Raw genomic sequence first — 12,694 nt, forward strand, 5'->3', positions numbered from 1 at the left:
CCCTCGGGTCTGCCGGTTACTCATTCCCGGTTCGCCAACCTGCGCACAGCTGCCACCCATTCGCTTGGCGACGATCTACTGGTGGTCTCAACTATCTGAATGAGGCTTTACCCATGGAAAGATACCTCCCCCTCACCGGCATCGACCTGATCCCGGCCTCTCTGCTCATCGACACCCAGGCTCCACTCGACGTCCTGCAAGCCGCTGCCGATTACCGCATCCGCACGGTCACGCAGGTGCTGGAAAACATCGCCTTTCGCGCTGAACTCGGTTGCGACACGGTGGTGCTCAAGGACTTTTCACAGCTGCTGGCCATTCCGCTGCGCGACGGCTGTGACTTGATGGATGTGGTGGGGCGGCGATTGCGGGCGGAAGCCAAGGGGTAAAGGAAAACGGGCGCTGAGGCGCCCGTTTTTTTTAGCTATGACGATTCACTGGCTGCCCGCTCGGCCGGAAGTGGACCAATAAAAAACCAGAATACTGGATCAATACCCTGACCCACTGCGCCGTTAAACTCGGTCACTGTCAGGATAAGCGGCTTCCATCAATCCGAGGCCGTCCCCTTTTTCGTGGCTGAGGAGCCTCCATGTCTCGTGCAAATTGGTTTGAAGTATCCCCGGGCGCGGCGAAAGCCATGATGGGCCTGCACAACTACATCACCACTGGCACGAATCTGCCACCCTCGTTGATCCATCTGGTATTTCTGCGGGTATCGCAAATCAACGGCTGTGCCTATTGCATCGACCTGCACTCCCGAGACCTGATCAAAGAGTACATGTCGGTAGACAAGGTACTTTTGGTACCGGCCTGGCACGAAGCGGCGTATCTGTTCTCTGATCAGGAACGCGCCGCCTTGGCTTGGGCAGAAGAAGTCACGCGGTTGGGAGAAACACATGTGTCCGACGAAGCCTATGCGGCGGCCTCAGCCGTATTCGAACCCAGGGATCTGGTGGACCTCACGGCGACCATCGCCGCCATGAATGCCTTCAATCGAATGGGTATCACTTTCCGGTTGAAGCCTGCCGCCAAAGCCTGATGCTCGTGGTCGTGCCATGGGGTTGCGTGCACAAGAGTGCAGTACCCGAACGGTTCTGCGCTTCAGGCATACAAGGGTTCACCTTCGGCAACGCGCCTTCTGAGCTCAGCCATGAAGGTTTCGTCGCACTCGGTGGCCCAGCTGGGTCTGAGCTGAAAATGCGGCAGGTCGACGATGGTTTCCCAACTGCCTCCCCACTCCAGCCCGAGTTCCTCACCCAGCAGCCCCACCGTTTTGTAGTGGGGTGATTCCGGCAGGTACTTGCCACCTTCAAACACCCCGACATCGAAGGCAATGGCGAAATTGTGGTTGGAAAAGCCGCCCTTGGCATTGGTCACTCTTTTGCCCGGTGCAGTACGCCCTTGCGCATAGAGTTGGTCCTGCTCTTGATACGTCCTGAAACCATTGATGATCTTGATTTGTATGCCCCTGAGGGCGGCCTTGTGAACCAGCGCTCGAGCGAGCGGCTGGACTTCGGGCAGCAGGGTCGCAATGTTTTTTTCGCTGCGCGAGTCGACCGGCTGAATGTCGGTTGGCGCTGCACCGTCGTTGGCACCCTGACCCGGAGCCATGAGCGCGACGTGAATGGCCTCCCAGGTTTTCGGCCCTGCCCGGCCATCCACATGGAGACCCAAGCGGCGTTGAACCGCGCTTATGATGTTTTCAATGGTCATGGTTGCATTCCTTTGTTGAGGCGATTCATATCCCCCGAGAACAGGTTTCGGGGCAATCGACGAACGTCCGGCAACCTGCTGAATATCCGCGACGCAACGACTGTAAATAATGCCGCCAACAACAAGAATCCGAGAATCGCTACCAGGTTTTACGTGCACGTTATCGAGGGGATCGGGTGGCGGTGACGGCAGAAATGGCGGTATGAAAAACGGGCGCCGAGGCGCCCGTTTTTTTTATTCATCGAAGGAGATCAATGCGCTCCTCGACAGCCCGTCAGTTCTTGCTGTCCTTGGCCAGCATCGCTTTCGGAATCAGCAGGATCAGCGCGCAGCTCACCAGCAGGCAGGCCCCCAGCACATAGGTGCCGTTGTTGATGTCGCCGGTCAGTGTTTCGGCCGTGGCGGTGATCATGGAACCGGTGAACCCCGAGAGGTTGCCGATGGCGTTGATCATGCCAATGCCCGCCGCGGCGGCCACGCCCGACAGCACGGTGCCCGGCAATGTCCAGAAGATCGGCATCAGGCTCAGCAGGCCGGAGGCGGACACGCTGAGGAAGAAGATCGACACCGGCAGGTTGTGGGCGAAGATCGCGCTGCAGATCAGGCCGATCCCGCCGATGAACGCTGGAATGGCCGCGTGGTAGCGGCGCTCGCCGGTTTTGTTGGAGTGCCAGGCGTTGAGGGTCATGGCGACGATGGCCGTGGCGTACGGAATCGCCGTCAGCAAACCGATGTGCAGGGTGTTGGAGATACCCGTGGCCTTGATGATCGTCGGCATCCAGAACGCCAACCCGTAGAACCCGGTGTTGAAGGTCAGCAGGATCAGCACCAGCAACCACACGCGACCGTTGAAAATCACATCCCGAAGGCTGGAAGCCTTGGAGCTGTTATCGCGGTCGAGGTTGTTCTTGAGCATGTTCTTTTCAGCGGCCGTCAGCCACTTGGCGTTGTCGATCTTGTCGACCAGCAAGGTCACCACGATGACGGCCATGATCAGCGACGGGATGCCTTCGATGATCAGCATCCACTGCCAGCCGGCCATGCCATGCACACCCTGCATCGCCCCCATCAACCACCCGGACAGAATCCCGCCCAGGGTCAGGCTGATCGGCATGGCCATCAGGAAGCCCGCCATGACCCGGCTCTGACGGTGCGTCGGGAACCAGTAGTTGAGGTAGAGAATCACCCCCGGGAAGAAACCGGCTTCGCAGATCCCCAGCAGGAAGCGCAGCACGTAGAACATGGTTTCCGATTCGATGTGGAAGAACTTGGCCAGCGGCACGGTAAACGCGACGGCCATGGAGACGATGCTCCAGCTGATCATGATGCGGGCGATCCAGAGCCGCGCGCCAAACCGATGCAGGAACAGGTTGCTGGGGACTTCGAAGAGGAAATAACCCCAGAAGAAAATGCTCGCACCCAAGGCGTAGACGGTGTTGCTGAATTGCAGGTCGTTGAGCATATCGAGCTTGGCAAAGCCGATGTTGACCCGATCCAGGTACGCCGCCATGTAGCAGAACAGCAGGATCGGCAGGATGCGCAGGATGACCTTGCGGTAGGTACGATCCTCGGAGGTAAGCTCCGCCGAGCCCTCTCCTGCGAGAGGACGCTGAGATACTGATTCCATGTGTTGACCTCAAGGCATGTCGTCATGCCGATTGTTTTTGTTTTGGCTTGCGACCTTGAGTTCCCTGGAGTGACCTGAGCCCATCGGCAGGGATAAAAGGAATCTGCAAGTTAGCCTGTTACCGGTAACATTTTTAATTTAGCCATTAGTTCCGGGGCAAAGCAAGCCGCCCCGGTTAAAAAAATTCAGGTGCTTTCGCGCGCCAGGATTTTGAATTCGACGACGTCGGACGCCCGCGGACGTGGCAGCCCAAGGCGCTGTGCGTCGGCACTGGCCACCAGCAATTCACCGGCGCGCCGGCCGATGCGATAGGGATCGACCGAGACGGTGGTGATGGTCGGCGTGCAATAGCGCGAGACTTCGAAATCACCGAAACCGGCGATCGCGATGTCATCGGGGACGCGTCGCCCCTGTCGATGGCACTCCATGATGGCGCCGAACGCCGACAGGTCACTGACGCACATGACCGCCTCGGTGTCCGGCCACTTTTCCAGCAGCCGTTCCACCGACTCGCCACCATGGCTCATGGTGATGGGCGACTCGCCATACTCCATCACCCGAGGCTCCCCTGCCCCCAATGCCGCGACCGCCTGGAGGTAGCCTTGCTGACGTTGCTGGCCACGGTGGTCGAGTACCGAGGCACCGCCGATGTAGCCAATGCGCCGGTAGCCCTGCCGATGCAGGTGTTCGTAGAGTGCGGCGGCGGCGGCCACGTTGCTGAACCCCACCGATTGCTCGATAGGGTCCTCTGGAATGTCCCAGGTCTCGACCACGGGCACTTGTGCCTGGCGCAGCAGTTTGCGGGTTTCGTCCAGGTGCGCGCTGCCGGTCAGCATCACCCCCACCGGCCGATGGCGCAACAGCGTGCGGACCAGCAAGGCCTCCTGCTCCAGGTGGTAATCGGTGTCCCCCAACAGCAGGCACAGGCCGTGTTCGCTGACGGCATCATTGAGACCGCGCACGGTGTCGGCAAAGTTCGAGCTCGCCAACGACGGCACCAGCGCCACGATGAATTCCGAGCGCCCGGTGGCCAGGGTGCCCGCCGAGGCATCAGGCAGATAGCCAAGGGTTTCAATCGCCTCGTGGACAAGCTTTTGCGTGCGCTCCGACACGTCGCGACCGGCCAGGACCCGGGACACCGTCATCTTCGAGACACCGGCCAGTTTGGCAACGTCGGCCATGCGCGGCGGCGTGGTGGTTTTGCCTGATTCCTCGTAACTCATGAACGTCCTGTTTTGCTGAAAATGACCGGCGGACCCTGGAATTCAACGCCACCAACACGGATGGTCGCTGATTATACATGGGCGCCGACGGGCCTACCTCTGCTCGTTGCAAGGGAGCCCCACGCGCCTTCAAGCACGATATTGGCGCTTTACAAAAAGAAAATGTTACCGGTAACATCAAATCATTCGAACACCCGCTGCGGTGATTCACTTTCCGTCGATACGCTTCTAACAAGAGATAAAACCATGCCTGACAACACGCTTCGGCCCCTGCGCAGCCAACAATGGTTTGACGATCCCGATCATGCCGACATGACTGCGCTCTACGTCGAACGCTTCATGAACTACGGCATGACGCGCGAGGAGTTGCAGTCGGGCCGGCCCATCATCGGCATCGCCCAAACCGGCAGCGATCTGGCACCGTGCAACCGCCATCACCTCGAACTCTCGCAGCGCACCAAGGCGGGCATTCGCGATGCCGGGGGCATTCCGATGGAGTTCCCCGTGCACCCGATGGCCGAACAGACCCGCCGCCCTACTGCCGCACTGGACCGCAACCTGGCTTACCTGGGCCTGGTGGAGATTCTTCATGGCTTCCCGCTCGATGGCGTGGTGCTGACCACGGGCTGCGACAAGACCACGCCCGCCTGCCTCATGGCGGCGGCGACGGTGGATATACCGGCGATTGTGCTGTCGGGCGGGCCGATGCTCGACGGTCACCACAAAGGCCAGTTGATCGGCTCCGGCACGGTGCTGTGGCATGCGCGCAACCTGCTGTCCAGCGGTGAGATCGATTACGAAGGTTTCATGGAGATGACCACGGCGGCCTCGCCTTCGATCGGTCACTGCAACACCATGGGCACCGCGTTGTCGATGAACGCACTGGCCGAAGCCCTGGGCATGTCACTGCCCGGCTGCGCGAGCATTCCGGCGGCCTATCGTGAACGCGGGCAGATGGCCTATGCCACGGGCAAGCGCATCGTCGACATGGTCCGCCAGGACATTCGCCCGTCGCAGATCATGACCCGCGAAGCCTTCGAGAATGCCATCGCCGTGGCCTCGGCGCTGGGGGCCTCGACCAATTGCCCGCCGCACCTGATCGCGATCGCACGGCACACCGGCATCGACCTCAGCCTGCAAGACTGGCAACGCATCGGCGAAGACGTGCCCCTGCTGGTCAACTGCATGCCCGCCGGCAAATACCTCGGTGAAGGCTTCCACCGCGCCGGCGGCGTGCCGGCGGTGATGCACGAGCTGAAGAACGCCGGACGGCTGCATGAAGCCTGCGCCACCGTCTCGGGCAAGACCATTGGCGAGATCGTCAGCAACGCTGCCGCCAGCGACCCGGATGTCATCCACGCGTATGAAGATCCGTTGATTCAACGCGCCGGGTTCATCGTGTTGAGCGGCAACTTCTTCGACAGCGCGATCATGAAGATGTCGGTGGTCGGCGAAGCCTTCCGTAAGACCTATTTGTCCGAACCCGGCGCGGAAAACAGTTTCGAAGCCCGGGCCATCGTGTTCGAGGGACCCGAGGATTATCACGCGCGCATCAACGACCCTGCGCTGGACATCGACGAGCGCTGCATTCTGGTCATCCGGGGCTGCGGCACCGTGGGTTATCCGGGCAGCGCCGAGGTGGTCAACATGGCCCCGCCTGCCGAGCTGATCAAACGCGGTATCGACTCCCTGCCCTGCCTGGGTGACGGGCGCCAGAGCGGCACTTCGGCCAGCCCGTCGATCCTCAACATGTCCCCTGAGGCCGCGGTGGGCGGAGGCATCGGCCTGCTGGAAACCAATGATCGTCTGCGCATCGATCTGAATGCGCGCCGGGTCGATCTGCTGGTGGATGAAAGCGAAATGGCCCGCCGCCAGGCCGCGTTCAAACCGACCGTTCCCGCGTCGCAAACGCCGTGGCAGGAAATCTACCGGCAGCAGGTTGGCCAGCTCTCGACCGGTGGCTGCCTGGAGCCCGCGACCCTGCACCTGCGGGTCATCGCGCGCAGCGGCAATCCACGTCACTCCCACTGATCCGCCACTTTTGCAAAGGTTTTTGTCCATGTCCCAACCTTCCGCTGTATCGACCCTGTCGGCGTTGAACGTGCCGGCTCAAGACCTCGCTCAAGGCACCTGGATCAGTCGTGCCTGGATTCCCGGTGCCCATGCAGGGCCCGCCGTCGTCCTGCTCAAGGACGGGCAAGTCCATGACATCAGTGCCCGGGTAGCGACTGTTTCGGCACTGCTCGAACTGGATGATCCGGTGGCTTACCTGCGCAGCTTGCCGTTGCAGGCGCCGTTGATCGGTTTTGACGATCTGCTGATCAACAGCGATGCGGCCGTTCGCGACGACACACGGCCGTGGCTGTTGGCGCCGATCGACCTGCAAGCGGTGAAAGCCGCCGGGGTGACTTTCGCCACCAGCATGCTCGAGCGCGTGGTCGAAGAGCAGGCCAAGGGCGACCCGGCCAAGGCCGACAGCATTCGCGCCACCCTGACCGAGAGTATCGGCGCTGACCTCGGCGACATCGTGCCGGGCTCCTCCCAGGCTGCCGCGCTCAAGGAGGTGCTGATCAGCCAGGGCATGTGGTCGCAGTACCTCGAAGTGGGCATCGGCCCGGATGCCGAGATATTCACCAAGGCCCAGCCGTTGTCCGCGATGGGCTACGGAGCGGACATCGGTATTCATCCGAAGTCCAGCTGGAACAACCCCGAGCCGGAAGTGGTGCTGGCGGTGAACAGCCGTGGCCAGGTTCAGGGGGCGACGCTGGGCAATGACGTCAACCTGCGCGATTTCGAGGGGCGCAGCGCGTTGTTGCTGTCCAAGGCCAAGGACAACAACGCGTCGACCGCACTCGGACCCTTTATCCGGCTGTTCGATGAAACCTTCGGCATCGAGGACGTGCGCTCGGCGGAGGTCGCACTGCGTGTGGTGGGCAAGGAAGGGTTCATCATGGACGGCAGCAGCTCCATGAACCAGATCAGCCGCGATCCGTTGGACCTGGTGGCGCAAACACTCAACGAAAACCATCAATACCCGGATGGCTTCGTGCTGTTCCTCGGCACCCTGTTTGCCCCCAAGCAGGACCGCGATCTGCCCGGCGGAGGCTTTACCCATAAAGAGGGTGACCTGGTCGCCATCAGCAGCGCCAAGCTCGGTACGCTGGTCAACCGGGTGACCACCAGTGACCGCGCGCCGGCCTGGCAAATGGGTTATCGCGCCCTGCTCGACAACTTGCACGGCCGTGGCCTGGTGGCCGCCGCGATCAAGCCCCGCTAGTCAAGACGAGAATGCCCATGAACGCCTACACCGGACACAACTTCATCAATGGCGCGCGCAGCGCCAAGGGCCAGTCGCGCCTGCACAGTTTCGACGCCAACACGGGTCAGGAACTGCCGGGTTTCTTCAGTGAAGCCACGCAAGAGGAAGTGGACGCTGCCGCCCAGGCGGCGGCAACGGCCTACCAGGCCTACCGCACCCTGCCGGCCAGTCGACGCGCGGCCTTTCTCGACGCGATCGCCGATGAGCTCGACGCCCTGGGTGACGAATTCATTGCGACGGTCTGCCGCGAAACGGCGTTGCCGGCCGGGCGCATTCAAGGGGAGCGCGCCCGCACCAGTGGTCAGATGCGCCTGTTTGCCAAGGTGCTGCGTCGGGGTGATTTCTACGGTGCACGCATCGACCGTGCCCTGCCCGATCGCCAACCCCTGCCCCGCCCCGATCTGCGCCAGTACCACATCGGGATCGGCCCGGTCGCCGTATTCGGCGCCAGCAATTTCCCCTTGGCCTTCTCCACCGCCGGTGGCGATACCGCCGCTGCGCTGGCGGCGGGTTGCCCCGTGGTCTTCAAGGCCCACCCCGGCCACATGGCCACGGCCGAATGGGTCGCCCTGGCAATCATTCGCGCCGCCGAACAGACGGACATGCCGGCCGGTGTCTTCAACATGATTTACGGCGGTACGGTCGGCGCCTGGCTGGTGCAGCATCCGGCGATCAAGGCGGTGGGCTTCACCGGGTCGCTCAAGGGAGGCCGGGCGTTGTGCGACATGGCGGCGGCACGACCCGAACCCATTCCGGTGTTCGCCGAAATGTCGAGTGTCAATCCGCTGCTGGTGCTGCCCCAGGCCCTGAAAAACCGGGGTGCAAAGGTAGCGGCCGAGCTCTGCGCCTCGGTGGTTCAAGGGGCCGGGCAGTTCTGTACCAAACCGGGCATGGTGATCGGCATACGCTCACCCGAGTTCGACGCGTTCCTCGATGAGCTCGCCCGGCAGATCAACGCGCAGCCGACCCACACCATGCTCAACGCCGGCGGCCTATGCAATTACGCTGACGGCCTGGCGCACCTGCAGGATCACCCGCAGATCCATCATCGGGCGGGACATCCTCAAGTCGGTGGTCAGGCTCATCCGCAGTTGTTCGAAGCGCACCCCGAACTGCTGATCAACCGTGACGAACTGCTGCAGCACGAAGTGTTTGGCCCGGTGGTGGTCGTGGTGGCGGTCAATGACCGGCACCACCTGCAGCAAGCGCTGCAAGGACTGCAGGGACAACTGACGGCGACCTTGATTGCCGAACCGGCGGACCTGGACGCCTTTGCCGAGTTGATTCCCTTGCTGGAACTGAAGGCCGGTCGCCTCTTGCTTAACGGCTACCCGACCGGTGTCGAAGTCTGCGATGCGATGGTGCATGGCGGCCCCTACCCGGCCACCTCGGATGCCCGAGGCTCGTCGGTGGGAACGCTGTCGATCAACCGTTTCCTGCGGCCGATCTGCTTCCAGAACTACCCTGACCGCTTGCTCCCGGACGCCTTGAAAAACGCCAATCCGCTGGGGATTCTGCGCCTGGTAGACGGCGTCAGTACCCACGAAAGCCTGAGTGAATGAGGCGACGCGACCAGACGAAGAGATGAATGAAAACGGGCGCCAGGGCGCCCGTTTTGATTTCAGCCGTGATGTTCGCCAGCCGGAAAATCGCCCCCCTCGATATGGTAGACGTTAGGTTCTTCCGAAAAATAGGCCTCCAGGCCCATCATGAACTGCCGGTGGTCTTCACTCTCTTCGAAGCCCGGCGTGTGATCTTCCAGTGAAGCCCAGCGCACGATCAGGTTGAATAGCTGGGGGCTTTCAATCCCTTGCGCGAGCAGGTGACCGCCGTACCCCTTTGCGCGGGTGAGCAACGGTGCGACCTCGGCGAAGGCACGTCTGAATTGTTCAATGCGCTCCTTGTGCACGGGGAGCTGAGCAATCTCATAAATCATGGCGTTTCCTCTGATAGGACTTGAACGGTTGAAAACCCGCACTCACGAGATGAGCGACGGCTCGACTGCAATCGCGATTTTTCCTTGAAGGCCGTTGTTGGGGCTCTCCAGCCGGGCATGGGCGAGTGCAAGGTCGGCAAGCGAATAGACCGCGCCCACGTGGGGCCGCAGCTGGCCGCGCTCTACCAACGCGCTCAGCTCATCCAGCTTGCCGCGGTTCTGCCGGGTGAACACGAAGTGATAACTCGCGTTCTTGCCCCAGGCCTGAACAAGGTTCTGCGGCTTTGCGATGTCCACAATCGAAACCACGCGGCCCAGTTGAGCAAGCACGTCGGGGCTGCGCGACAACGTGTCGCCGCCGATGGTGTCGAACACCACATCCACGCCGTGGCCGCCGGTTTCCCGCAGGATGGCGTCAACGTAACCTTCCTTTTCGTAGTCGATGAGCACATCGGCACCCAGGCTGCGTGCGAACTCGGCGTTCGCTTCGCGCACGGTCGTGAACACCCGCGCCCCGATGGCTTTTGCCAACTGGATTGCGACATGACCGACGCCTCCCGCGCCGCCGTGGATGAGGATGCTTTCCCCCACTTTGAGCGCGGCACGCACGGTCAGGGCTTCCCACACCGTCCCGCCCACCAGGGTCAGACTTGCCGCCTCCAGGTGGCTCAGTGACGGCGGCTTCTTCCCGATAATGCTTTCGTCTGCCACGTGGTACTCGGCATAACTGCCTGGCCCGTCGAAGATTTGCGGCGTGTACCAGACCTCATCCCCCGGGACGAAGCTCTTCACACCCGGCCCGACGGCTTCGACTACACCCGATACGTCGTGTCCGGTAATGGCCGGCAGTGGCACCAGCTCGGCGTAATCGCCGCGTCTTACCTGATAATCCAAGGGGTTGATGGAGGTCGCATGGACCCGCACCAGGACTTGCCCGGCACCCGGCACGGGTTTGGGCACGTCGCAGAGTTCGAACGAATCCGGACCGCCAAATGATTTGAGCATCATCGCTTTCATTGAAAAATCCTCGTATCGACAAAAAGGGATATCGAGATATTTCGATATACTAGAGCAAAAAAATTTACAGATCTTTCCCTATGATCTCGGCCAGTGCACTGATGGTTGCTTCATTGCGCTTGTAGTAGGTCCATTGCCCGATGCGCCTGACTTCGACCAGGCCCACTCGTTGCAGCGTTGCAAGATAACCGGACACCGTGGACTGCGAGAGCCCGATACCTTCCTGAATACTGCTGACGCAGACGCCCACCGTGAGAACGTCACCTTCATCCTGCGGAGGGAAGTTCTTAACGGGGTCCTTCAAGCCTTTCAGGATTTGAAGGCGTGTAGGGTTCGAGAGGGCTTTGAATACTTCGAGTAGTTCCATGCGCCTAGGATATCGAGATTTTTCGATATGTCAATACGAGCACCGTTATTGAATTCTGTTTGCAGGAAAACTTGGAATTGACCCGCGCGCCCTCATAACAATGATCACACCCACCGTCCCCAGAGGAACGACAGACCATGACCGCACACACCGAAACTGCCATTCTCGCTGGCGGCTGCTTCTGGGGCATGCAGGATCTGCTGCGGCGTTACCCCGGCGTGCTGCACACGCGAGTCGGCTACACCGGCGGCGATGTGCCGAATGCCACGTATCGCAACCATGGCAACCACGCCGAAGCCATCGAGATCGTCTTCGACCCTGCCGTGATCAGCTACCGGCAGATCCTCGAGTTCTTTTTCCAGATCCACGACCCGAGCACGCCCAACCGCCAGGGCAACGACCTCGGCCCGAGTTATCGTTCGGCGATCTACTACCTCAGCGAAGCGCAACGTGATATCGCCGAGGACACCGCTGCCGACGTCGATGCGTCCAAGCTGTGGCCGGGTCGCGTGGTCACCGAAATCGAACCGGCCGGACCGTTCTGGGAAGCGGAGCCGGAACACCAGGATTACCTGGAGCGCATCCCGAATGGCTACACCTGCCACTTCATCCGCCCGAACTGGAAACTGCCCAAGCGCGCCTGAGTCTCGGGCGCCCCGCTTCACGCGGGTGCGGCGTTGAGGTGAGTGCTTGTGCCCGAAAGCAGCCTCTTGGCAGGCTGCTTTTCCCCCTTCTCGGCCTTTGCTGTCGGCGGGGCTGAGAAACCGACAGCGGTGGTCTTTGCGCTGAACGATACGCGTGGCAGCTTCAAGCCTGTGTGAAGCCTGAAAAGAAAACTTGATCCAGTTATTGACCGATCATTCCAATATTTTTATGATCCGCAAATGGCCAGACCTAAAGAATTCGACATTGATGTAGCCCTCGACGCAGCGGTCGAAGTATTTCGCGAGCATGGTTTCGCCGGTACCTCGGCACAAATGCTGACCACCGCCATGCGCATCGGCAAACAAAGCCTCTACGACACATTTGGTGGAAAGTGGCCGTTGTACTGCTCGGCCCTGGAAAAATATGGCGCCGCTGAAACGGCTGAGCATGTCGCCAGGCTTGAAGGCAGCCCCAGCGCTCTCGAAGGCCTGGAGCGGATGCTCGAACGTGTGGTGGAACAAGCCCGGCGACCGTGTCTGGGCGTCAGTTCCATCAACGAGTTCGGCGATCAGCAGGAAGAACTGATCAAGATCCGCAAAGCTGCTGGCCGGGCGTTGCGTACGGCATTGTTGAATTGCATCGGCGAAGCGAAAGAGGCCGGCGATCTGGCGGCCGACCTCGATCCGGATCATGCCGTCGCGTTTGTATTGGCCAACGTGGCCGCGATTCGCCTCGCGGCGCGGGGCGGCGCGGAACCGGCCGAATTGCGCGCCTTGGCTCGCCTCGCTATCAAGGCTCTGAAATGAGCCCCTTTTTTTGCCTAATTCTGGAATGATCGTTCAATAACGAG

At 61.1% G+C, this 12,694-nt stretch carries 13 protein-coding genes; 7 read left to right on the forward strand and 6 right to left on the reverse strand.

The annotated features are described in order from the left end of the window. The first annotated feature begins 113 nt into the window (after positions 1 to 113). Together IB249_RS09850 and IB249_RS09855 are read left to right on the forward strand one after the other, a co-directional pair. Complete coding sequence (locus IB249_RS09850; RefSeq protein ID WP_192304020.1) at positions 114 to 386, forward strand: hypothetical protein; 273 nt, start codon at positions 114 to 116, stop codon at positions 384 to 386. Positions 387 to 586: 200 nt separating this feature from the next. Next, positions 587 to 1,036 carry a carboxymuconolactone decarboxylase family protein gene (locus tag IB249_RS09855; protein WP_192304022.1) on the forward strand — a complete coding sequence of 150 codons (450 nt, stop codon included), beginning with the start codon at positions 587 to 589 and terminating at the stop codon, positions 1,034 to 1,036. Between the two features lie 62 nt (positions 1,037 to 1,098). Here the strand turns inward: IB249_RS09855 and IB249_RS09860 are convergent, their stop codons facing one another. From IB249_RS09860 to IB249_RS09870, 3 genes are all read right to left on the reverse strand, one after another. Beyond that, complete coding sequence (locus IB249_RS09860) at positions 1,099 to 1,710, reverse strand: M15 family metallopeptidase (protein ID WP_192304024.1); 612 nt, start codon at positions 1,708 to 1,710, stop codon at positions 1,099 to 1,101. Between the two features lie 274 nt (positions 1,711 to 1,984). Then, positions 1,985 to 3,337, reverse strand: coding sequence for an MFS transporter (locus tag IB249_RS09865; protein WP_192304026.1), 1,353 nt, complete (start codon positions 3,335 to 3,337; stop codon positions 1,985 to 1,987). 185 nt (positions 3,338 to 3,522) lie between these two features. Then, positions 3,523 to 4,560: a LacI family DNA-binding transcriptional regulator gene (locus tag IB249_RS09870; RefSeq protein WP_192304028.1), complete on the reverse strand. Its 1,038-nt coding sequence runs from the start codon at positions 4,558 to 4,560 to the stop codon at positions 3,523 to 3,525. 246 nt (positions 4,561 to 4,806) lie between these two features. Between IB249_RS09870 and IB249_RS09875 the strand changes: the two genes are divergently transcribed. Genes IB249_RS09875 through IB249_RS09885 form a run of 3 tightly spaced genes read left to right on the forward strand, consistent with a single transcriptional unit; the run spans position 4,807 to position 9,441 of the window. Next, positions 4,807 to 6,591 carry an IlvD/Edd family dehydratase gene (locus tag IB249_RS09875; protein WP_192304030.1) on the forward strand — a complete coding sequence of 595 codons (1,785 nt, stop codon included), beginning with the start codon at positions 4,807 to 4,809 and terminating at the stop codon, positions 6,589 to 6,591. Positions 6,592 to 6,619: 28 nt separating this feature from the next. Beyond that, positions 6,620 to 7,837 carry a fumarylacetoacetate hydrolase family protein gene (locus tag IB249_RS09880; protein ID WP_192304032.1) on the forward strand — a complete coding sequence of 406 codons (1,218 nt, stop codon included), beginning with the start codon at positions 6,620 to 6,622 and terminating at the stop codon, positions 7,835 to 7,837. Positions 7,838 to 7,854: 17 nt separating this feature from the next. Continuing rightward, the gene (locus IB249_RS09885) at positions 7,855 to 9,441 is read left to right on the forward strand and encodes an aldehyde dehydrogenase (NADP(+)) (RefSeq protein WP_192304034.1); all 1,587 of its coding nucleotides are present in this window, start codon (positions 7,855 to 7,857) and stop codon (positions 9,439 to 9,441) included. Between the two features lie 59 nt (positions 9,442 to 9,500). On the opposite strand, the gene IB249_RS09890 is transcribed toward IB249_RS09885, so the two are convergent. The 3 genes from IB249_RS09890 to IB249_RS09900 all read right to left on the reverse strand — a co-directional run bounded on the left by IB249_RS09890 (position 9,501) and on the right by IB249_RS09900 (position 11,199). Further along, positions 9,501 to 9,815 (reverse strand): antibiotic biosynthesis monooxygenase family protein, encoded by a 315-nt coding sequence (locus tag IB249_RS09890; protein WP_192304036.1) that lies wholly within the window; start codon positions 9,813 to 9,815, stop codon positions 9,501 to 9,503. Between the two features lie 42 nt (positions 9,816 to 9,857). Continuing rightward, entirely contained in the window at positions 9,858 to 10,832 is a 975-nt protein-coding gene (locus tag IB249_RS09895; protein WP_192304038.1) for a zinc-dependent alcohol dehydrogenase family protein, read from the reverse strand. A 64-nt stretch (positions 10,833 to 10,896) separates the two neighbouring features. Next, on the reverse strand, positions 10,897 to 11,199 hold the full coding sequence (locus IB249_RS09900; protein WP_192304040.1) for an ArsR/SmtB family transcription factor: 303 nt from the start codon (positions 11,197 to 11,199) through the stop codon (positions 10,897 to 10,899). A gap of 137 nt (positions 11,200 to 11,336) precedes the next feature. Here IB249_RS09900 and msrA point away from each other — a divergent pair, with 137 nt between their 5' ends. Continuing rightward, positions 11,337 to 11,843, forward strand: a complete 507-nt coding sequence (gene msrA / locus IB249_RS09905; RefSeq protein WP_192304042.1) for a peptide-methionine (S)-S-oxide reductase MsrA — start codon at positions 11,337 to 11,339, stop codon at positions 11,841 to 11,843. A 240-nt stretch (positions 11,844 to 12,083) separates the two neighbouring features. Further along, positions 12,084 to 12,650, forward strand: a complete 567-nt coding sequence (locus IB249_RS09910) for a TetR/AcrR family transcriptional regulator (protein WP_192304044.1) — start codon at positions 12,084 to 12,086, stop codon at positions 12,648 to 12,650. The last annotated feature ends 44 nt before the right edge of the window (positions 12,651 to 12,694 follow it).

This window comes from Pseudomonas sp. PDM04 (assembly GCF_014851765.1).
In the GTDB taxonomy this organism is placed as follows: Bacteria; Pseudomonadota; Gammaproteobacteria; order Pseudomonadales; family Pseudomonadaceae; genus Aquipseudomonas.

What these genes read in the sequence shown, in the direction of transcription:
- IB249_RS09870 (WP_192304028.1), bottom strand. Translation starts at nt 4,560, where the DNA reads ATGAGTTACGAGGAATCAGGCAAAACCACCACGCCGCCGCGCATGGCC.
- IB249_RS09865 (WP_192304026.1), bottom strand. Translation starts at nt 3,337, where the DNA reads ATGGAATCAGTATCTCAGCGTCCTCTCGCAGGAGAGGGCTCGGCGGAG.
- IB249_RS09855 (WP_192304022.1), top strand. Translation starts at nt 587, where the DNA reads ATGTCTCGTGCAAATTGGTTTGAAGTATCCCCGGGCGCGGCGAAAGCC.
- IB249_RS09900 (WP_192304040.1), bottom strand. Translation starts at nt 11,199, where the DNA reads ATGGAACTACTCGAAGTATTCAAAGCCCTCTCGAACCCTACACGCCTT.
- IB249_RS09880 (WP_192304032.1), top strand. Translation starts at nt 6,620, where the DNA reads ATGTCCCAACCTTCCGCTGTATCGACCCTGTCGGCGTTGAACGTGCCG.
- IB249_RS09910 (WP_192304044.1), top strand. Translation starts at nt 12,084, where the DNA reads ATGGCCAGACCTAAAGAATTCGACATTGATGTAGCCCTCGACGCAGCG.
- IB249_RS09890 (WP_192304036.1), bottom strand. Translation starts at nt 9,815, where the DNA reads ATGATTTATGAGATTGCTCAGCTCCCCGTGCACAAGGAGCGCATTGAA.
- IB249_RS09885 (WP_192304034.1), top strand. Translation starts at nt 7,855, where the DNA reads ATGAACGCCTACACCGGACACAACTTCATCAATGGCGCGCGCAGCGCC.
- IB249_RS09860 (WP_192304024.1), bottom strand. Translation starts at nt 1,710, where the DNA reads ATGACCATTGAAAACATCATAAGCGCGGTTCAACGCCGCTTGGGTCTC.
- msrA (WP_192304042.1), top strand. Translation starts at nt 11,337, where the DNA reads ATGACCGCACACACCGAAACTGCCATTCTCGCTGGCGGCTGCTTCTGG.
- IB249_RS09850 (WP_192304020.1), top strand. Translation starts at nt 114, where the DNA reads ATGGAAAGATACCTCCCCCTCACCGGCATCGACCTGATCCCGGCCTCT.
- IB249_RS09895 (WP_192304038.1), bottom strand. Translation starts at nt 10,832, where the DNA reads ATGAAAGCGATGATGCTCAAATCATTTGGCGGTCCGGATTCGTTCGAA.
- IB249_RS09875 (WP_192304030.1), top strand. Translation starts at nt 4,807, where the DNA reads ATGCCTGACAACACGCTTCGGCCCCTGCGCAGCCAACAATGGTTTGAC.